Annotated in this window: 22 protein-coding genes; 7 read left to right on the top strand and 15 right to left on the bottom strand. The window is 43.1% G+C overall.

Translation table 11 applies throughout. The features are described 5' to 3' along the window. From ACQ4LT_RS08775 to hisA, 4 genes are all read left to right on the top strand, one after another. Entirely contained in the window at positions 1–1,218 is a 1,218-nt protein-coding gene (locus ACQ4LT_RS08775) for an ABC transporter permease (RefSeq protein ID WP_445665657.1), read from the top strand. Between the two features lie 228 nt (positions 1,219–1,446). Beyond that, positions 1,447–2,133 carry an ABC transporter ATP-binding protein gene (locus ACQ4LT_RS08770; RefSeq protein ID WP_445665656.1) on the top strand — a complete coding sequence of 229 codons (687 nt, stop codon included), beginning with the start codon at positions 1,447–1,449 and terminating at the stop codon, positions 2,131–2,133. Between the two features lie 5 nt (positions 2,134–2,138). Continuing rightward, positions 2,139–3,386 carry a hypothetical protein gene (locus ACQ4LT_RS08765; protein ID WP_445665655.1) on the top strand — a complete coding sequence of 416 codons (1,248 nt, stop codon included), beginning with the start codon at positions 2,139–2,141 and terminating at the stop codon, positions 3,384–3,386. A gap of 154 nt (positions 3,387–3,540) precedes the next feature. Further along, complete coding sequence (gene hisA, locus ACQ4LT_RS08760; protein ID WP_445665654.1) at positions 3,541–4,263, top strand: 1-(5-phosphoribosyl)-5-[(5-phosphoribosylamino)methylideneamino]imidazole-4-carboxamide isomerase; 723 nt, start codon at positions 3,541–3,543, stop codon at positions 4,261–4,263. A gap of 3 nt (positions 4,264–4,266) precedes the next feature. Here the strand turns inward: hisA and ACQ4LT_RS08755 are convergent, their stop codons facing one another. Beyond that, on the bottom strand, positions 4,267–4,770 hold the full coding sequence (locus ACQ4LT_RS08755; protein ID WP_445665653.1) for a phosphoheptose isomerase: 504 nt from the start codon (positions 4,768–4,770) through the stop codon (positions 4,267–4,269). Between the two features lie 333 nt (positions 4,771–5,103). Between ACQ4LT_RS08755 and hisF the strand changes: the two genes are divergently transcribed. Both hisF and hisIE read left to right on the top strand, forming a co-directional pair. Then, complete coding sequence (gene hisF / locus ACQ4LT_RS08750; protein WP_445665652.1) at positions 5,104–5,865, top strand: imidazole glycerol phosphate synthase subunit HisF; 762 nt, start codon at positions 5,104–5,106, stop codon at positions 5,863–5,865. A 12-nt stretch (positions 5,866–5,877) separates the two neighbouring features. After that, positions 5,878–6,492, top strand: coding sequence for a bifunctional phosphoribosyl-AMP cyclohydrolase/phosphoribosyl-ATP diphosphatase HisIE (gene hisIE, locus ACQ4LT_RS08745; RefSeq protein ID WP_445665651.1), 615 nt, complete (start codon positions 5,878–5,880; stop codon positions 6,490–6,492). A gap of 51 nt (positions 6,493–6,543) precedes the next feature. On the opposite strand, the gene ACQ4LT_RS08740 is transcribed toward hisIE, so the two are convergent. Beyond that, positions 6,544–7,551: an acetamidase/formamidase family protein gene (locus ACQ4LT_RS08740; RefSeq protein ID WP_445665650.1), complete on the bottom strand. Its 1,008-nt coding sequence runs from the start codon at positions 7,549–7,551 to the stop codon at positions 6,544–6,546. Positions 7,552–7,579: 28 nt separating this feature from the next. Then, on the bottom strand, positions 7,580–9,628 hold the full coding sequence (locus tag ACQ4LT_RS08735; RefSeq protein WP_445665649.1) for an OPT family oligopeptide transporter: 2,049 nt from the start codon (positions 9,626–9,628) through the stop codon (positions 7,580–7,582). A 158-nt stretch (positions 9,629–9,786) separates the two neighbouring features. Between ACQ4LT_RS08735 and ACQ4LT_RS08730 the strand changes: the two genes are divergently transcribed. Further along, on the top strand, positions 9,787–10,200 hold the full coding sequence (locus tag ACQ4LT_RS08730; RefSeq protein WP_445665648.1) for an OsmC family protein: 414 nt from the start codon (positions 9,787–9,789) through the stop codon (positions 10,198–10,200). Here the strand turns inward: ACQ4LT_RS08730 and msrB are convergent. The 12 genes from msrB to ACQ4LT_RS08670 form a co-directional block, all read right to left on the bottom strand. Next, a complete protein-coding gene (gene msrB, locus ACQ4LT_RS08725) occupies positions 10,197–10,649 on the bottom strand; it encodes a peptide-methionine (R)-S-oxide reductase MsrB (RefSeq protein WP_445665647.1) in 453 nt (150 codons plus the stop codon). The two genes, ACQ4LT_RS08730 and msrB, sit on opposite strands and share 4 nt — an antisense overlap. A 197-nt stretch (positions 10,650–10,846) precedes the next feature. Next, entirely contained in the window at positions 10,847–11,851 is a 1,005-nt protein-coding gene (gene gap, locus ACQ4LT_RS08720; RefSeq protein ID WP_445665646.1) for a type I glyceraldehyde-3-phosphate dehydrogenase, read from the bottom strand. A gap of 125 nt (positions 11,852–11,976) precedes the next feature. Beyond that, positions 11,977–12,666, bottom strand: coding sequence for an ankyrin repeat domain-containing protein (locus ACQ4LT_RS08715; protein ID WP_445665645.1), 690 nt, complete (start codon positions 12,664–12,666; stop codon positions 11,977–11,979). A gap of 92 nt (positions 12,667–12,758) precedes the next feature. After that, the gene (gene fmt / locus ACQ4LT_RS08710) at positions 12,759–13,673 is read right to left on the bottom strand and encodes a methionyl-tRNA formyltransferase (protein WP_445665644.1); all 915 of its coding nucleotides are present in this window, start codon (positions 13,671–13,673) and stop codon (positions 12,759–12,761) included. Between the two features lie 8 nt (positions 13,674–13,681). Beyond that, the gene (gene def / locus ACQ4LT_RS08705; protein ID WP_445665643.1) at positions 13,682–14,251 is read right to left on the bottom strand and encodes a peptide deformylase; all 570 of its coding nucleotides are present in this window, start codon (positions 14,249–14,251) and stop codon (positions 13,682–13,684) included. After that, entirely contained in the window at positions 14,223–14,678 is a 456-nt protein-coding gene (ruvX, locus tag ACQ4LT_RS08700; RefSeq protein ID WP_445665642.1) for a Holliday junction resolvase RuvX, read from the bottom strand. Before ruvX ends, def begins: the two co-directional genes overlap by 29 nt. 2 nt (positions 14,679–14,680) lie before the next feature. Beyond that, positions 14,681–15,013, bottom strand: a complete 333-nt coding sequence (locus tag ACQ4LT_RS08695) for an HU family DNA-binding protein (RefSeq protein ID WP_445665641.1) — start codon at positions 15,011–15,013, stop codon at positions 14,681–14,683. Positions 15,014–15,177: 164 nt separating this feature from the next. Further along, the gene (locus ACQ4LT_RS08690) at positions 15,178–17,427 is read right to left on the bottom strand and encodes a RelA/SpoT family protein (RefSeq protein ID WP_445665640.1); all 2,250 of its coding nucleotides are present in this window, start codon (positions 17,425–17,427) and stop codon (positions 15,178–15,180) included. A 166-nt stretch (positions 17,428–17,593) separates the two neighbouring features. Next, positions 17,594–18,169, bottom strand: coding sequence for an outer membrane protein (locus ACQ4LT_RS08685; RefSeq protein WP_445665639.1), 576 nt, complete (start codon positions 18,167–18,169; stop codon positions 17,594–17,596). Positions 18,170–18,354: 185 nt separating this feature from the next. Beyond that, a complete protein-coding gene (locus ACQ4LT_RS08680; RefSeq protein ID WP_445665920.1) occupies positions 18,355–18,642 on the bottom strand; it encodes a LytTR family DNA-binding domain-containing protein in 288 nt (95 codons plus the stop codon). A 66-nt stretch (positions 18,643–18,708) separates the two neighbouring features. After that, entirely contained in the window at positions 18,709–19,101 is a 393-nt protein-coding gene (locus ACQ4LT_RS08675; protein WP_445665638.1) for a LytR/AlgR family response regulator transcription factor, read from the bottom strand. 5 nt (positions 19,102–19,106) lie between these two features. Further along, positions 19,107–20,198 (bottom strand): sensor histidine kinase, encoded by a 1,092-nt coding sequence (locus ACQ4LT_RS08670; protein ID WP_445665637.1) that lies wholly within the window; start codon positions 20,196–20,198, stop codon positions 19,107–19,109. Between the last annotated feature and the right edge of the window lie 10 nt (positions 20,199–20,208).

Here is a 20,208-nt window from a genome sequence, read left to right as displayed (position 1 = left end):
ATGATTAAAAATATCATAAAAATCGGCTGGAAAAATGTGTGGCGCAATCCAACTCGTAGCGGAGTTGTAATTACTGCAGTACTGCTTGGCACTTGGGCAGGTGTTTTTCTTTCGGCTTTTTTTACCGGCATGATTCAAGGCTATCTCGATAACCAGTTTGATCTGACCGTTCCACATATTGAAATAAGTCATCCGGAATTCGAAGACCTCTATAATCCCGAATATTTTGTCCCAGAGGATCAAAATGTCCTATACAATTTGTCTCAGAAATCCTTTGTGACTGATATTTCTACACAAAGCCTTGCAAGTGGCTTGGCCCAGAGCGCACGCAATAACTATGGGGTGACTATTCGCGGTATTCATCCGGACAGTACCTACAGCATTGCGAATTATCTCGAAAATGGATCAATGCCCACCACCCAGCAAAGAAATCCTGTCATTATTGGTTCAAAGCTGGCCAACCGGTTGGGACTGAAATTAGAATCCAAGATGGTACTTAACTTTCAAGATACCGAAGGTGATATAACGGGCGGTGCATTTCAGGTCGTTGGTATCTTCGATAGTTTTAGTACTGTCTTTGACAAAAGTAATGTGTTTGTAACCCGGCAAGATTTAAACAGAATAATAGGACTTAACCGACAGATTCATACCATTCACCTTAGACTTTCGGATTTCAGGAAGGCTGATCTTCATGCAAACCAGCTTCGAAAGGAATTTCCAAACCTTAAAATAACAACCTGGGGCGAAGCCGCACCCGAACTCAAATACACCTACGAGATGACCGATCTGATGATGTATATCGTCATGATTATCATCATTATAGCCCTTGTATTTAGTATTATTAACACGATGCTTATGGCCGTACTGGAACGCACGCGCGAGCTGGGGATGCTTCGGGCAGTAGGTATGAATAAAACACGCGTATTTTCCATGGTTGTTTATGAAACGATATTTCTTACTATGGTTGGAGCACCAGTGGGACTATTCCTCAGCTGGCTCACCATCTCGTATTACGGAAATACCGGAATTGATCTCAGTGCTTTTGCCGAAGGGATGAATGCTTATGGATTTGGGACAGTCATTTATCCCAGCTTACCCCCTATTTACTATCTCAATATAACGCTCTTAATTGGCTTGGCGGCACTGCTTTCCGCTATGTATCCGGCCTGGAAAACCCTGCAGCTAAATCCCGTAGAAGCAATCCAAAAGATGAATTAAAATTGCGTTTCGTGTTATAAGTTATCTTAATTCAAAATAGATTAACAACTCATAATTAAACATCATTAGCGATATTCATTTTCAAAATAATGCGTTATATGAGCTAATAGGAAGATATGACAAGGTAGGCCGCAAATTGAACAAGTTTATATAGTATGTTGAAAAAAAGCTGGAAAACTTAACCCGAATCTTTAAACTCCAATCCCGTAACTCACACTCCAAAAACCTATGGCTGTCATAACAACTAAAGGTGTAACAAAAGTCTATAACCCTGATAAAGTACCGGTACATGCTCTCAATGGCGTAGACCTGAAGATTGATAAGGGAGAATTTACTGCAATCGTTGGTCCCTCGGGTTCCGGAAAAACTACACTGTTAAATATCATCGGTGGACTTGATTCTCCCACCGAAGGCCAAACAATTATTAAGGGTACTCAGCTGAATACATTGTCTGATCGGGAATTGGTTGACTTTCGGCTCCACCATATCGGCTTTGTTTTTCAGGCCTATAACCTAATTCCCGTTTTGACAGCTATAGAAAACGTGTCGTTTATCATGCAAATGCAAGGGCGTACAGCTGAGGAGTATCAACAAAAGAGTATTGCTCTGTTAAAAGAAGTGGGACTCAAGGATAAAATTTATAAACGTCCTTCAGAACTTTCCGGGGGACAACAACAGCGCGTAGCAGTAGCACGAGCGCTGGCCTCCAAACCCGATTTTGTACTGGCAGATGAACCTACTGCAAGTCTCGATTCCGTATCAACTGCTGACCTGCTGGATTTAATGCTGGAGCTCAACAAAAAGGAAGAAATGACATTTGTATTCTCAACCCACGACCAGCGAGTCATCGACCGGGCGCGCCGAGTCGTTACGCTCGTGGATGGAAAAATTGACAATGATGAAGTGAGAGAATAGGACACATGCTTACAGATTATTACACAGAGTTACACGAAAAAGACACAAAGAACCAAAGGAGCTTTCTTTGTGATACTTTGGGGCTTCCCTGTGGTTTTTTCCGTAAAAATATAGGTCAAGCATGCTTTACAGCTGTTCTTTTTTTACTTGGATTCCAAGCTTCTTTCGCACAAGAGGTAGATATCGGCGGATATGTAAAAGAGCTTGGTCAAATAAGCATAAACAATGATTTTAGCACTCTCCATTACGACAATATCCTCCACCACCGCATTGAAAGCGACTGGACATTATCTGATCATTTCGAATTTCGTGCGGATCTTCGAACTCGACTACTTAACGGCTATACGGTGAATAATACACCAGCAATTGAGCAATTCTACGAACAAGACCCCAACTATTTTGACCTGTCCTGGATATGGTTTCATAACAATCGCTCGCTGATGCATTCTAATATTGACCGGATGCACCTAAGCTATATCAACGGCCCATGGGAAGTACATGCCGGACGACAGCGGGTTAACTGGGGTCGCACGATGGCTTGGAATCCCAACGACCTTTTCAACAATTACGCCTTTCTGGATTTCGACTATGAAGAACGTCCCGGCGTAGATGCACTCACTGCTCAATATAACTGGAGTTACGCTTCAAGTTCACAGGTGGGTATTCGATTGGGTGACAATTGGAACGAATCGGTTATCGCCGCCCTGGTACGAACAAGCTGGAAAAATTATGACATCCAAATAATTGGAGGCCATTACCTAGATAACCTAACCCTTGGTACGGGATGGGCAGGTTATCTTGGCGATGCCGGATTTAAAGGAGAAATTTCCTACTTCCATCCCGAAAATCAATTTTTTAAACACTCCGGACATGTTAATGCTACAGCCGGATTCGATTATATGTTGCAAAATGGCGTTTATCTACAAGGTGAGCTCCTATATAACGGGGGATATAACCAAAGAGGAAATCCCCTCAATACCTTGGTACAACCGCCCAGTGCTGACAATCTTTTTATTGCCAAATCGGGATTTCTATTCAACGGTTCTTACCAGATTCATCCTCTTGTAAATGGCAACATCAGTTTTATGGGTAGCTTTGATCGATCGATATTTATAGCAATTCCACAAATTACCTTTTCAGTTACTGAAGATATAGATCTGCTGTTGCTTTCTCAGCTATTAAAAGGCTCCGTTTTCAAACAAGCGGTTCAAACGCCAAACCTCTTCTTCTTTAGACTTACATGGTCGTATTAATAATGAGCAGTTAGCAGGAATTGCCAAATTTAAAAACGGTGAGCAAATTTTATGAAATGCTGACTCTGATCACTGTTCACAGCCGTAATATTACACTATTAACTGTCTGCTTGTTTGATTACTTTCACAATCTAATTTCAATAAATTTTTCTCAATGAAAGTTATTCCCGCTATTGATCTGCTCGATGAAAAGGTTGTTCGCCTACACAAAGGCGATTACGACGAAGCTACCATTTATAACGACGATCCACCTGCAGAGGCCCAAATTTTTAAAGAAGCCGGATTTGACCATATCCACGTTATTGATCTCAACGGAGCCAAAGAAGGTCGATTCGTAAATCTTGACATCATTTCGCAAATAATTTCAAAAACAGGTCTTTCGGTTCAAACGGGCGGTGGTATTCGCAGTTATAGGGATGCAAAAATGCTGCTGGATGCCGGTATTTCCAATATTATCTGCAGTTCCATGGCGGTTAAAAGTTCCGATGAATGGCTTAAAATACTCGATGAATATGGAAGCCGGGCTATATTGGGCATGGATCTCAAAGACGGCAAAGTAGCTTATGGAGGATGGCTGGAAACACTCGATAAATCACTGAAAGATTTTTTACAACCGATGATCGACCGTGGCCTCTCAACTGTACTCAGTACCGATATCTCCAGGGATGGCACAATGGCTGGTCCAAATCTAAAACTCTACCAAGAACTATCAGAGCATTTTCCACAGCTTAATTTTATTGCTTCGGGGGGCGTTTCCGATGTTTCGGATTTACAAGCCCTTGCCGAGCAAGATCGTTATGGTGTTGTTGTTGGACGCGCTTACTATGAAGGCAACTTATCCCTCAAAGAGATGCGTAAATATCATTCTGCAGAATAGATTCTATCGCCCAAAATCATCCTGAACACGCACAATATCATCTTCATCAGAGGGGTTATCAGGATCGGTATGTTGCCAAATTTCAGCTAATATTCCCCAGTCATCAAGTCCAACCAAGCGATGGCGTTCGCCCTGTTTTAATTTAACATATTCACCCGATTTTAATGTCTCTACCGGTTGCTGCTCATCCGTATCACTGGTCATAACACCCACCGGACCTTCGAGCACCCGCCATATTTCGGCCCGCCGGTGATGATACTGCCAAGATAATCGCTTCTCCGGCTGCACAACCAAAATCTTGGGACTCAGTTTTCCCGAAATTTTAAGATCGTCTATATCTTTATCTCCAAAATATATTTTCGCAAACTCCGGAGCCTGCTCTTCATCTATCACAAAAAAACCGCCCCAAGGACGATCCCAATCTTTGTCAACGATCCTAAATCCCTGCTCATTTATTTCATTTTCTATTTTGGTAAAAAGTTGTTTCTCTGGCTGCTCAGTACTCATTGAATCTGTTAATTTTTATCCGTTATAACTCATAAGTTTTTCTATCTGGCCTTTAAAATAAAAAAGGCCGCGGTTAAACCGCAGCCTTTTAATTATTTTTTTAAGTGAATTTTTAATCGTCGCGTTCGCAATCAATCTTTGGCTCTTTTTGACAAGGATCAACTGCAGAAGCTCCACATTGTGGACATTCTACTGGTTTTGCCATAACGAATCGGGTTTTAGCATTAACCTTCACTTCAATTCTACAAAAAATTTTGGTAATATAATTCCCTGTCCCTCAAATTTAAATTCAATCTAAGTTAAGTAAAAGCAACGGTTTAAAGAATTTCCACAATGCTCGCAAAACGTATTATACCTTGTTTAGACATTAAAGACGGAAGAACGGTCAAAGGTGTAAACTTTGAAGGCCTGCGTGATGCCGGCGACCCCGTTGAATTAGCCAAACGCTATTCGGATGAAGGAGCTGATGAACTCGTATTTTTGGATATCACGGCTACTAAAGAAAAGCGCAAAACACTGATAGATCTCGTAAAAAAGATTGCGCTCGAGATCGATATTCCGTTTACCGTGGGTGGAGGTATCAGCAGCACTGAACAAATTGCTGAACTACTGCATGCCGGAGCCGACAAAGTATCCTTGAACAGCGCTATCGTTCGAAATCCCGAGTTAATTAACGAAGCCGCCAAACAGTTCGGCTCTCAATGTATTGTAGCTGCTGTTGATGCCAAACGTATTGACGATGAGTGGATCGTTTTTATTTCCGGCGGCTCAGAAAATACCGGTAAAAATGCCTTGGAATGGATCAGAGAAGTAGAAAAACGCGGGGCCGGGGAAATCCTCCTCACAAGTATGGATCAGGACGGTACCAAGGAAGGCTTCGATATTGAATTGCTGCAACGAGTCAACGAATTTACCACTATTCCCGTTATTGCCAGCGGCGGTGCCGGTACAAAACAACACTGTATCGATGCCATTAAAAAAGGGGATGCCGATGCAGTTTTAGCAGCCAGCATTTTCCACTTTCAGGAAATAGAAATTAGCGACCTAAAAAAAGAACTTCAGCAAGCAAATATCTCTGTTCGTAATACGATTTAATTACTTTTATTTATGATTGATATCAGTTCATTAGACTTCGAAAAAGGTGACGGACTTATTCCCGCCATCATTCAGGACGCCGATAACTTTCAAGTGTTGATGCTTGGATACATGGACAAAGACGCCCTTAAAAAAACGCTTGACGAGGAGCGCGTTACCTTTTTTAGTCGTACCAAACAACGCCTTTGGACCAAAGGCGAAACCTCGGGCAATTATCTTGATGTGATTGACATCCAACAGGATTGTGATGATGATACCCTGCTCGTTTTAGCTAAACCGCACGGCCCCACTTGTCATACCGGTGAGCAATCCTGTTTTTATCGAAAGGATTTTAAACCCACAAAGGATTTAAATTTCCTCAATGATCTGGAAGAGCTGATCATTAGTCGAAAAAAAGAAATGCCGGAAGGTTCGTACACTACTTCTCTTTTTGATGATGGGATCGATAAAATTGCCCAAAAAGTAGGAGAAGAAGCGGTAGAAACAGTGATCGAAGCCAAAAATGAAGATCATCGCATCGTGGACGAAGTTTCAGATCTCGTTTATCACCTGTTAGTATTGTTAGTAGAGAAAGAAGTGCCATTACAAACAATCATCCAAAACCTTGAAGAACGTCACGGGAAGTAAACTTAATTATTCATCGGATGGCAAACACAGCCATCCGATGAAATAAAGAAACTATTTAACGCCCAGTACTTCTTTCGACATGTGCATCGTCACCAGCATATGCGGAACATCTACCACTTCAGCAATTTTAAGATCACCCGCCAGCGAGCACAGTGCATAGGCCTCATTGCGATCCATATTGTGTTCCTCCACGAGGTAATCGATCATGTAACGGGTTGCCTTCTTCGCTGCCTCATCGATGGTTTTTCCGAAGCCGGTTACCGCATAATAATCATCCGTTTCGTATTGCGGCTCTTGAATTTCGCGCCCACCTTTGATCACTTCCACTTCATAAACAATGCGGGTAGGTGCTTCAATTGCCGTACCACAAACCTCCCCAAGGCCTTGGGCAGCATGAGCATCACCAATAGAAAATAAAGCCCCTTCTACCTGCACCGGAAAATACACCGTGGTTCCCTCCGTCATATGAGGATCATCCATATTACCGCCATTAGCACGCGGTGGTACCGTTGAAAGTTCTTCTTCTGTATCTGGTGCTACGCCCATAACACCTGGAAAGGGTTTTAGCGGGATGTTAATATCCTCAGAAAATGCAGCGGTACCTGAATTCTTATCAAACTCAAATGTCTTAATCCAGGGCTCGTCAAATTCATCGGACAAGAACCCAAATCCGGGGATGATTCCCGTCCATCCCCAGCTACCTAATTCTACTTTGTGTAGTTTTACTTTCAGGATATCGCCCGGCTCTGCACCTTCTACGTAAACCGGCCCTGTAAGCGGATGAATGGGATCGAAACTTAAATTTTTGATGTCCTCTACCGTTGATTCCGGAGTAAGCTGTTGGTCAGATGCTTCTTCCGTATTCACCTCTATCACAGCTCCCGATTCCACCTCTATTAATGGCTCAATCGCACTGCTCCAATAGCTATGTGTTTGATCGGCTGAGAGCGTATACTGCGGCTCCGGAACTTCCTCTGAGTGCCCGGTATCCGACATCTTTTGCTCACATCCAATCCCCAATAGCACTATCAATCCGAATATTATAGTATGCTGTTTCATCCTATCCCCTGTTTATTTTAACATTTAATTACTTCTTAACGGCTACCTTATATAGCCAAATTATGAAAAACACTGCTGCCAATACACCCAGCCAATCTGCAAAGGGCGCAAATGATTCCGGAACTAATCTAAGGGCATCAGTGCTCTCCTGGATAGCAAAGGGAATTGCCAGCACAATACCAATCAGGGCTTCCCCGGTAATCAATCCCGATGAAAACAATAACCCTCTGCGCTCGGCTTTGGTTTTAGCCGCTTCCACATCTGCTCCCTCTTGTCTGGCTCGGCTGGCAACCACGCGTCCGGCCCACCATGCAATCATTCCACCAATAAAAATTGGTACTGTAAGCTCAAGCGGGAGATATATTCCAACGGCAACTGCAAGTACCGGCGTTCGAAACTCAAACTCTTTGGCTTCAAGGATTTTATCCAAAATAATAATCGCCACGGCAATAACTGCTCCAATCCATATCATATTCCATTCCAGGTTCCGAGCAAACACCCCTTCGGCCACCGACTGCATCAAGGTAGCCTGAGGAGCACTTAACATCTCGGCCGAACTCATTCCCTCACGTGGGAGCACACCACCCAATCCATAGGCATTAAACAGCAAGCTCAGTATCGGAGCAATTACCAGCGCCGCAGAAACAACTCCCACAATCTGCATAATTTGCTGCTTGTATGGCGTTGCCCCTACCAGCTGGCCCGCTTTCAAATCCTGCATATTATCGCCGGCAATGGCCGCCGCACAAGCCACCATTGCACCAACTAAAATTGCAGCAGCCGCAGCAGCTTGGGCTCTTCCCGTATCAACTGAGAAATCAAGCTGTGATCCCAAAAGGGCCAACAGTATCAATGAAGTAGCTAAAATAGTAGCAATTGTTACGCCCGAAATAGGGTTATTCGATGATCCGACCAAACCGGCCATATATCCGGCAACGGAGGCAAACAGAAAACCGGCAACCAGTGAAAAAACAGCGCCTATTCCCATGGTCGTCCAATACAATCCACTCGATACCGGCAGGTGCGTTGTATCAATGACCTGGGTAAACACAATAAATATCGGGACGGCCAATCCAATAATTCCCCACAATACATAATTGATAGGCATATCACGCTCAGTGCGTGGAATATCGGCACTCTCTCCGGCACGAGCTTTTTTAACTGCTTCCCATGATGATGCGATACCATCCTTGAGTGGTTTGGTAAGTGAAATTAACGCCCAGATGCCACCGACCACCATGGCTCCAACCCCCATATAGCGAATCTTTTGACTCCATATTTCGAGAGCCGCATCATATCCGCTCATATTTCCAACTACCTCGGCGACATCAGCGGGATTCGCAAATGCCATGTACAGTGGGATCCCAAATAACCATGAAATCAATCCTCCCGCAAACACGAGTACCGCAATATTTAATCCCACAATGTATCCGACCCCTAAGAGTGCCACCGACAGCTCTGTCCCCATCCCGAAGATCGATTTGCCGGCTGTCACCGATCCGCTGACTGATCCCGAAAATAACTTAAACCCTGTTTGTCCCAATTTATACAGAGCTGCAGCAAGTCCGGCCCAAACAATTTGTACAATGCCTTTACCACCTTCGGTGCCGGCTTTCAGTACCTCACCGGTAGCAACCCCTTCCGGAAATTTAAGCTTCTTTTCGATGATAAGAGCCCGTCGCAATGGAATCGTAAAAAGGACGCCCAATATCCCGCCAAACATGGCGATAGCCATCGTATCAAGGAAAGGGAAATCTGACCAATAGCGAAGCAAAATCAGGGCGGGAAGCGTAAAAATAACTCCCGCGGCCAACGATTCACCGGCCGAGGCTGCTGTCTGCACAATGTTATTCTCCAGAATATTAGACTCTTTAAAAAGTCGTAACACAGCCATTGAAATTACAGCTGCCGGAATAGAGGCCGAGACGGTCATCCCTACTTTTAATCCCAGGTAGGCATTGGCTCCGGCCAAAATGGCCGATAGCAAAATTCCCAGAATTACAGCTTTAAATGTTATTTGCGGATAGTCATCCTCCGCCCGAACATATGGTACAAATTGCTTGCTTTCGTCACTCAAAACATTCTCCCGTTACTTTAGATTGATTCGTTTCAAATTAAAAGAACTAAACAAGAAAGCAAGTGGCAGATTTTCGCTTTAATATCATATCCACACTTTGCTAACTAACGGTGTTTTTGTACTTTGCGCAGCAAATTTTAGGTAAAAAAGACGTTCTTATGAAAATCACTATCGACCACCTTAATGATCTACATATGGAAGCCCAAAATGAAGAAGGTGGGAAAATCCGCATGGACGGAAAAACCGAAATCGGTGGGCTCGAAGGTGGTTTTAGTCCCATGCAGTTATTGCTCGCAGGTATTGGTGGCTGCAGCGCCATCGATATTATTGGAATTCTGGAAAAACAGAAACAACCGCTCGAAGATTTACAGGTGATCGTGGAGGGTAACAAACAATCCGCGGGAACTTATTCAGAATTTAAGACTATTCAGCTACGCTTTATTTTTACCGGCGATCTGGAAGAAAAGAAAGTGGAACGCGCTATTGATTTATCCCTCGAAAAATATTGCTCGGTCTCCAAAGCCTTGGAAAAAGGATCCGATATTTCTTACCGTTATGAAATAAAGTCCTAATCAGCTTTTTCTACAAGCTGTAGCGAAGTTGAATTAATACAATAACGAAGCCCGGTAGGCTTGGGGCCATCCGGAAAGACGTGCCCAAGGTGGGCATCACAAACATTACACAACACCTCGATACGCTGCATGCCGTGGCTGTAATCTTCCTTGTATTTCACCACATTATTTTTCACCGGCTCCCCAAAACTGGGCCATCCCGATCCCGATTCAAACTTCTCGGTAGAATCAAATAATTCTGTACCACAACAGACGCAAGCATACAAACCCGGCTGATGGCTTTCACAATATTCTCCTGTCCCCGGACGCTCTGTACCATGCTTACGTGTCACATAAAACTGTTCATCGGTAAGTTCCTTCTTCCACTCTTCATCGGACTTTTCAATTCTTTTGGGCGGCTCGGGATTTCCCTTGCCTGCATATTCATTCACCTGTTTCCAATCAATCATGAGCTTATTTTGTTCTATCTATTAAAAAGAAAAAGGTCAGATTAAATCTGACCTTGGTTGTCGGGACGACTCCGAATCATCGGAGCGACTCCTTCGTCCCAAACTAAGTGCGCTACCGGACTGCGCTACGTCCCGTAAGAAATATTAATAAATAGAGATATAGCCCACTTCAAGTGGACCATATCTCAATTTTAGATCTATGCTATTTTCTTGATTAAATCAGCGGTACGAGCAGAGTATCCTGCTTCATTATCATACCAGGCAAGAATTTTCACAAGATTACCATTCGCTTTGGTAAAGCCACTGTCGTAAATGCAAGAGTGCGGATCGCCTAAAATATCGGTTGAGACCAACTCTTCCTCGGAATATCCCAATACGCCTTTCATGGCACCATTGGCAGCATCCTTGAACGCCTGATCAACCTGTTCAACCGTAACATCCTTGCTAAGCGTTGCCGTCAGATCAGTGAGTGATCCATCAGGTACCGGAACACGAATAGCGCTGCCGTCCAGTTTTCCTTCCAACTCCGGTAATACCAGCTCAACCGCTTGAGCCGCTCCAGTAGTGGTTGGAACCAGATTTTGTGCTGCCGTACGTCCGCGACGGGGATCCTTATGCGGTCCATCCAGAATATTTTGGCTGCCCGTATAAGCATGGGTAGTTGTCATAAATCCTTTTTCGAGACCAAAAGCATCATTCAATACTTTCACCATTGGCGCCAGGCAATTGGTCGTACAACTTGCGTTAGAATAGATTTGAGCACTGTCATCAATTACTTCTTCATTAACTCCCAGTACCACAGTTTTTACATCTTTATCTCCTTTAGCGGGAGCCGAAATAATCACCTTTTCAGCACCGGCTTCGAGATGTTTGGAAGCGGCCTCTTTTGTTCTGAATAATCCGGTTGATTCAACAATGATATCAGCGCCGCGCTCACCCCATTTCAGATTCGAGGGATCTTTTTCGGATGAAATACCGATTTCCATTCCATCAATCGTAATACTGTTTTCTGTATGACTTACCTCCCCCTGATACGTACCGTGTACAGAATCACGTTTAAAGAGATAAGCAAGCGTCTCCGCATCCATTAAATCATTGACGCCAACAATATTAATGTCGTCTTTGTGGTACGCCATAATTGATCGGGTTACCAATCTTCCAATGCGCCCGAAACCATTAATTCCAATATTAATTTTACCCATAAATTGTAACCTTTTTTAGTTACTTCGTTAAAGTTCTCACGATATAAAATCGCGTGTTATTTATTTTCAACTAAAAATAAGAGTTCAAACGATCTTTTGTAAACAATTCCTGAATTAATTTACCCCTAATCTTCATCCAGATCGATATCCTCAGGGATTTCCTCTTCATCAATTAGGTCGTCAAAATCATCTGTATCCAGAACATCATCCCCCTCTTCGTCATCCGGATCTGATTCACCTTCACGGGCGGCATCAGCCTTTGCTCCGGCCCGCCGTAATAGACTCGCGATTTCAGCATTATCATTATCCAGAGCCAGTGACAAGGCCGAATGACCATCTTTATCCTTCACTTTTATCCTTGCCTTGTTTGCCAGCAAATAACTAACAATATCCGAATGACCTTCTCTGGCAGCAAGCATCAAAGGGGTCTGTCCCCATCGCTGCTCCGCGTTGACATTGGCACCATTTTCGACCAACAGCTTAACGGCTTCTAACTTTCCTTCCCGTGCAGCGGCGATAAGAGCTAAATCACCGGCCTTTGCTCCGTGGTCAAGCAGCTTCCCGATAATATCAACATGTCCATTTTCGGCCGCCCTGCTAACAGCAGTACCGCCCATTGCTGTTGCAGCATTGACATCGGCCCCCTCATCCAACAGAAAATCAACAACCTCTTCCTGATTATTTTCAGCTGCCAGAATAAGAGGGGTAACGCCATTTTTAGCAGCTTCATCAATATCGTGATCACCCTCACTTAATTTCTTTACTTGAGACAAATCTCCCTTTTTAGCAGCATTCATGAATGGTGATAATTCCATATTAACAGTTGTTTTTTTGTTGGATGAAAGTGAAAGTGATTATATGACAATTATCTGATTATTTATCAATGAAAATTTCCTTTCGGGATATTTTAATGAAGCATTCCACGACCGTTATACCCGTTCATAAAATCCTTTCCGCTCATTCGCTTTTTTCCCTCCAATTGTACTTTTTTCAATGCTACGCTTCCATCCTTGCATCCGGCAATAAGTTCATCATTATGCATCTGCAGACGTCCCGGAGCTAAATCTTTGGAAGGGCCCACTTCTGATCGGTACATGTTAAATTTCAAATCATCGAGCATAGCCCAGGCCGTTGGAAATGGACTAAGTCCACGAATTTTATTGTGTATCTCCTCAGCCGTTTTACTGAAATCAATTTTACAATCCTCCGTAAATAATTTGGGGGCCGGCGTTGCTTTATCGTGATCCTGTTCCTGCAGCTGATACGAATCCTGTTCGATCTGATCGACGGCGTCCATTAACAGTTGACTGCCCATCTTTTTAAGGCGCTTGTATACATCACCGGTCGTTTCATTGGGACCAATATCTGTTTCCCGCTGCTCAATAATATTCCCGGTATCAACTTTTTCATCCAAAAAGAAAACCGTACAGCCGGTCTTCTCTTCTCCATTCATAATGGCCCAATGTATGGGAGCCGCCCCTCGATACTTGGGAAGCAGCGAGGCATGAAGATTAATAGATCCTTTTTGGGGCAGATCCAGAATATCCGGCGGTAAAATCCGAAATGCGACAACCACAAAGAGGTCGGCGTTCAATGCGTTGAGCTCATCATAAAAGCCGGGATCATTGAGCTCTTCCACCTCTATAACCGGCAAATCCAATTCAAGCGCTTTCTTTTTTACAGCCGTTGGCGATGGTTTTGCACGTCGGCCGCGCCGCTTATCAACATTACTTACAACCGATACTATTTCGTGATCAGATTTATGCAGTCGCTCCAAGCTGGGAATGGCAAAATCCGGAGAACCCATAAATACAATGCGCATAAAAGCCTCTACTTGGTTTCTTGCTTTTTGGGAACAATGGGATAATCTATTTCGGTACGTCCCTCAGCAATTTTATTGAGCTTGGAACTCAACAGTTTTCGTTTAAACATGGAAAGATGATCCAGAAATAAAATACCATCAAGATGATCGGTTTCATGCTGTATCACCCTTGCCAACCACCCGTCTACTTCCAGCTGCTGCTCATTAAAATCACGATCCAGGTAGCTCACTACAATTTTTTCGGGACGGGTTACTGATGCATTAACACCCGGTATACTCAGGCATCCTTCCTCCATGTCAACTTCCTCCTCACTTTCGAAGGTAATCTCAGGATTGATAAGTGCCAAAGGACCATATTTACTCCCTCCCTCTTCCTCCGTCAGCGGACCGGCATCAGCTACAAAAATCCTACGCAGTTCCCCTATTTGCGGAGCAGCAAGCCCGACCCCATCAGAATTATACATAGTATCGAACATATCGTCGATAAGCTGCTGAATTTCAGGAGTGTTTTTTTTGATAGGTTCTGCTTCTTTGCGAAGCACTTCATCATCATATGTAACGATCGGTAATACGGACATTATCTGCTTTTACAAGTTCAATATATTTCTGAAGAATTATAGCGGCAGCAGCCTGGTTTATGCGATCAGATTCACGCCTTTTCATTTTGGGAACTCCCGCTTCAACCATTGCTCGAACGGCCTCCTTCGTGGTATAACGCTCATCAATCTTAGCGATTTCAATATCGGGAAATTTGGCCTCAAGTTTGGTTAGGAATTCCTCAACCATTTTGATGGCTCTGCCTTCATCACCTTCGGGAGTAAGCGGCCAACCTACTACAATCTTTTCGACGTTTTCATTTTCAACCTGTTCTTCAAGTGCTTCAAAAACGTCATCAACATAATAGGTTCCGATAGGATTGGCTACAGTTTTTAATAAGTCGGTACGGGCCAAGCCAATCCATTTTGTTCCTACATCGATACCGATTATTCTTCCATATTCTGCCACGACTAATCTTCCATTTCTTCTACTTCCTCTTCTTCAAGAGGTTGTTTTAAAAATTCTTTTAACAGTTTACTGGGTTTAAAATGTGTTTTGCGATGCGCCGGCACATAAATCTCTTCGTTTGTGCGCGGATTTCGGGCTTTTGGCTTCGCTTTGGTCTTCTTCACTTCAAAAACACCAAAATCGCGCAATTCAATCCGACACGTTGGGTCTGCGTCCATCATCGTCTCGCGCAAAGCATCCAACACTGCATTTACCCACGGATCGGACTGAACCATGGGCTCGTCCATCTCCTCAGCAACGCGTCTCACGATATCTCTTTTAGTATAGGTTATCATAAATTAAAAAAGATCTTTTTTAACTCTGTAATTCAACACTGTTTTTACAGTGTCCCGTAGCTGTAATAGTGGAAAAGCACCAAATTTTTACCAGGTTGATGATATTACTTTTATCCCAGAGATAAAAATGAACTTAGCCGATAAGTAGTAAGGAAAACAACAATTTATTCATACCTGAATACGCTTTTTACGCCTCCCACATTCTGCAATTTATTGACAATACGTCCGAGGTGGTCAATGTCATCAACATAGACCGTAAGAATGCCTTCAAACATGCCACTGTCGCTATTTACGTTGATGCTTTTCATATTCGTCTCAAGCGATTTCGAAAGCACATCAGTAATATCATTAATCATACCCACTCGATCTTCACCGATGACTTTAACAGCACCAAGAAATTTGGAATCAATATTTTTCGCCCATGAGACATCCACAATACGTTCGCCGTCGGTTTGTATCAGATGATGAATATTCTTGCAGTTTGATCGATGCACCTTCACATCACCTGTTCGACTGATGAATCCCATCACATCATCACCGGGAATAGGATTACAGCAATTGGCATAACTGTATTTAACATTAGTGAGCTCTCCATTTATAACCAGCGCTTTATCATCACTAATCGAACGCGCCGCATTGATATATGTTTCCTGAATTTCCTCTTCGGTTACAGGAGCCGGCTTATCTTCGTCCTCCTTCTCATCAATACGTCCCTTGCTGGTAAACTGCTTAACAACATTGTAGAGCTCATTAACATCAAAGCTTCCCTTGCCAATATCATAAAACAGGTCTTGTGTGGAATCGAATTTCAGTTTCTGGGCAATGCGCGTCAGATCCTGATCCGATATTTCAATATTGGCGCGCTTGGCTCTTTTCTCCCAGATCTCTCGTCCCTCCTCGGCCGTCTGACGTTCTTTCTGTTTGATGTACTGCCGAATGCGGGATTTGGCCTTATGAGTAACAACATCATTAATCCAGTCAGGATTGAGATTAATTTTATTCCCTGTAATAATCTCTACCTGGTCACCGATATCCAACTTCTGGCGAAGAGGCGCCATTTTACCATTTATCTTTGCAGCAATCGCCCGCTCTCCAATTTCGCTGTGGATATCAAAAGCAAAATCGATAGGCGTTGCCCCCTGCGGTAAGGTTCGCAGCTCTCCATCGGGAGTAAACACGTAAATTTCATCCTGATACAGATTCAGCTGAAAATCTTTAACAAATTCTGTCGCCGCATCGGGACGGGGATTATCCAAGATATCACGTACCCAGTGCACAAATTTATCCAGCGTCTCAGAGCCGTTCTCTTTGCCCTCTTTATATTTCCAGTGTGCGGCCACCCCTTTTTCAGCAATATCATCCATATGGCGCGTACGAATCTGTACCTCCACCTTGCGGCCTTTCTTGGTAATTACCGTCGTATGCAACGATTGATAACCATTGGCTTTGGGTACCGATATAAAATCGCGGAACCGCTTGGGAATAGGGGTGTACCAATCCGTAATAATAGAATATACCCGCCAGCAGTCCTCTTTGGTATGGGGTTGTTCAAGGATAATCCGGATGGCAAAAAGATCGTAAATCTCCTCGAATGGCTTTTGTTGGCGCTGCATTTTTCTAAATATGGAATAAATGTGCTTGGGACGCCCCTTCATCTCAAAAGAAAATCCCTGCTTTTCCAACTCTTCGTCGATAGGCTCCATGAACTCCTCGATAAAGGCCTCACGAGCCTCTTTCTTTTCCCGAAGCTTACGAGCTATAAACTTGTAGGAATTGGGATCGATTACTTTAAAACAGAGATCTTCGAGCTCACTTTTAATATTAAAAAGCCCAAAACGATGAGCCAGTGGAGCATACAGCTCCATCGTCTCTGTCGCCTTTTGCATCTGCTTTTCGCGTGGCATGTGCTGAATTGTACGCATATTGTGCAGCCGGTCGGCAAACTTAATTAACACCACGCGGATATCTTCTGCCATCGACAGAAGCATCTTCATAAAAGTTTCGGCCTGCTTGGTGTTGCGACTCTTAAATACACCCGAAATCTTCGTCACCCCGTCAATGAGATGCGATACCGTGTCACCAAATTTTTCTTTGATATCATCGAGGGTAACCTCAGTGTCTTCGACTGTGTCATGCAGCAGCGAAGCAACGACTGAAACATCATCAATATTAATTTCTGATGCCACAATTTTAGCTACTGACACGGGATGATAGTAGTAGGGCTCACCGGATGCCCGCTCAATACCCTCGTGCGATATATAGCAGAGCTTAAATGCGCGTGAAACAAGGTTTTCATCAACCTCTTCCAGATTTTCACGGCATACTTTTAACAGCTCATCAAGATCATCTTGCTGAGGCGGATCCAGAATATAATCGTTCAGATCAATATCATATGTCGTTTTTGTATCTGCCATATATTACATGTGACAATATTTAAGCGCTTTCACTATCATTAAAACAACACCAATACCTTTTACATTCAAAAAAGGAACTGTATGCCTATTTAGCAATCACTAAGATAATTTAAAATAAAAAAGCGGACGCTTTAACAACGTCCGCCTTTTGAATGAATATATGTATTTAGAACGACAGAGAAACTCCAAAAATAAGCCGTCCGTTGCTATTTTTTACATCGGAAAGCTCATCACTATAATTAGCAACATCCTCAAAACGATATTCTACAAATGGTTTAATCATTGGTATGGGACTCACCTCTGCTCCCACAAAGCCATTCCAATAGATAGCACTATCGTTATTCTCTGAATCCATTGGAGAGTTTTGGGGAAGATTATCCCGACTTACATCAAGAGTAGAAGCTCCTAATCCCAGCCCCACGTATGGACTTAACAAACCGAGAGAAACTCCACCAACAGCCGCTAATCCATAATCGTAATTAGTGATATCAGTAGAATATGTTCTGTTATCATATGAGATATCATCGTTGAAGTAACTGAAATGCCCACGTAATTTAAGATTTACGACGGGAATTTTATTCAGAATTTGACGTTCGAGACGAACTCCGAAACCATTCTGCGGATCCTCATCTCTTATTTCGTAGGAAGCGCCCAAACTCCACTGAGCTGACGTTTTTTCGGGCATCATGCTAAACATCAATGCAAAAGTAGCAACTACAACTAATATTTTGTTAAGCTTCATAATCTTTCCTCTTCCATTATTATTGATTCTTACTTTTGTGCAATGCACTTAGAGTAAGATAGTAAAAAACTTTATGCAAATAAGAGTTTTGGCATATTTTAAAGAATAAATACATAAGCCTTAAACAGACTTAATATCTAAAGAACCAATATCAGCAAGTCGGCAGGTATCCGTTTACTATTTTCTTAAATAATAAAATTCTTGATTCGCTTGGCATAATGTCGACTCACTTTAACTTCAGTATCATCAGATAATGTAGCCGTAAAACCACCGTAACCGTCCGGGTCTAATTTTTTTAAAGCCGAAAGTGCAATAGCGTGCGACCGATGCACGCGGACAAAGCGCTCAGGGTCAACTCTATCCATGAGTTTACCCAAACCGATTCCACAAAATACAGTCTTTTCTTCAAGATGAATGCATGCATAGTCCCCTTCCGCTTCAATCCAGAGGATATCATCTACCATAACCGGGATAATACGATCCCGACTACGGACAAACAGTTGCTTGGGATAATCCTCTTGCTCCTTAACCTGATGAAGTTAAGCACGAATTCGCTTCTGCTGATTATTATCACCCGCAATTTGACGAACCCGTTTCAGGGCTTCCAGAAATCGCTTTTTGGTATATGGTTTGAGCAGATAATCCACCGCATTGATATCAAAAGCCCGAATAGCATATTCATCATAAGCAGTCGAAAAAACAATATGGGGAAGTGTGTCAAGCTGATCCACTAATTCAAAACCCGACATCTGTGGCATCCGTATATCCAAGAAAAGCAAATCTACCTGATTTTTTTCCAGGAATGTCAGTGCTTTGTGGGGATTCCCAAATGATCCTGCAACCCCTATCCAATCCACGTCTTCGAGGTACTCTGCCACCACCTCGCGAGCCGGCGATTCATCATCTATAATAACTGCTTGATGCGTTTTCATGACTACTATCCTCCCAACGGTATTCTAAACCACACTTTTGTGCCATGTGGATTCAGCGATTCGAACTGTAGTTTAGATTGACGGCCATATCGTTTTTGTAAATGTTCATCCGTATTACGAATACCGATACCATCCGAGGAATTTACCTCCTCAGGATCGTCCAATCCACGACCGGTATCTTCTACCGAAACCGTCATTTCTTCGCCATCATGGCTAATACTGATATTCACCTCTCCACCCTCTTCGGTAGGAGCAATCCCGTGTTTTACCGCATTTTCAACAATAGGCTGTATTATCATCGGCGGAATTTCCACATTCGATAAATCTTCATCGATTGCAATAGCATATTGTAATCGATCTCCATAGCGATGTTTTTCGAGCTCCAGGTACTGCCTCACAAATTCCAGCTCTTCGGATAATGCCACTCGATCTTTTTCAAAACTTCGGATTGAATAACGCAACATATCCGAAAGTCCGGTAATCATATCACGCGTTTGGCCCACATCTTTCGATACCATCGCGTTAATGCTGTTAAGCGTATTAAACAAAAAATGAGGATTTAACTGTGCTTTCAAATTGGCAATCTGCTGCCGGGTCGAAAGTTCACGGAGCTCTGCTGCCTGCTGCTTACGCAGGCGTAGCTTTTTCATTGAATCCATAATGTGGATCACCGAAAACGTAATAGCATATTCAAAGTAGGCAGAAGACATAATCCAGGTCTTTTCTTCCAAAAAGCCACCGCCTTCCAGAAACTCCAACCCGAATAACAGGTCAAAAATCCATAAATAGCTATAATACCATCCTACTGCGAATATCACTCCTGCAAATACATGAGCCGCCAGTTTAATCCATCCGCTGAATTTGTACATTTCACGGATAATAAGATACCAGCTCCCAAAAAGCAGCAGTACTTTAATAGAGGCACTTAATGCAGAGTTGATGAAAGCGGCTATCAAAGGCACATCCTCTACATTGGATATAATTGCGGTATAAAACAGCAGATATAAGAATGCTACAGACAAAGCTAATCCAACGCCACGTGTCGATAACTGTGGTTTTTCTAATCGCAATTCCATGCTATCAAAATCCGTACTCATGGTCGGCTCT

The organism is Fodinibius sp. AD559, assembly GCF_052712805.1.
The sequence above is the reverse complement of the archived record's forward strand: the minus strand, read 5'-3'. Positions and strand labels throughout refer to the sequence as shown.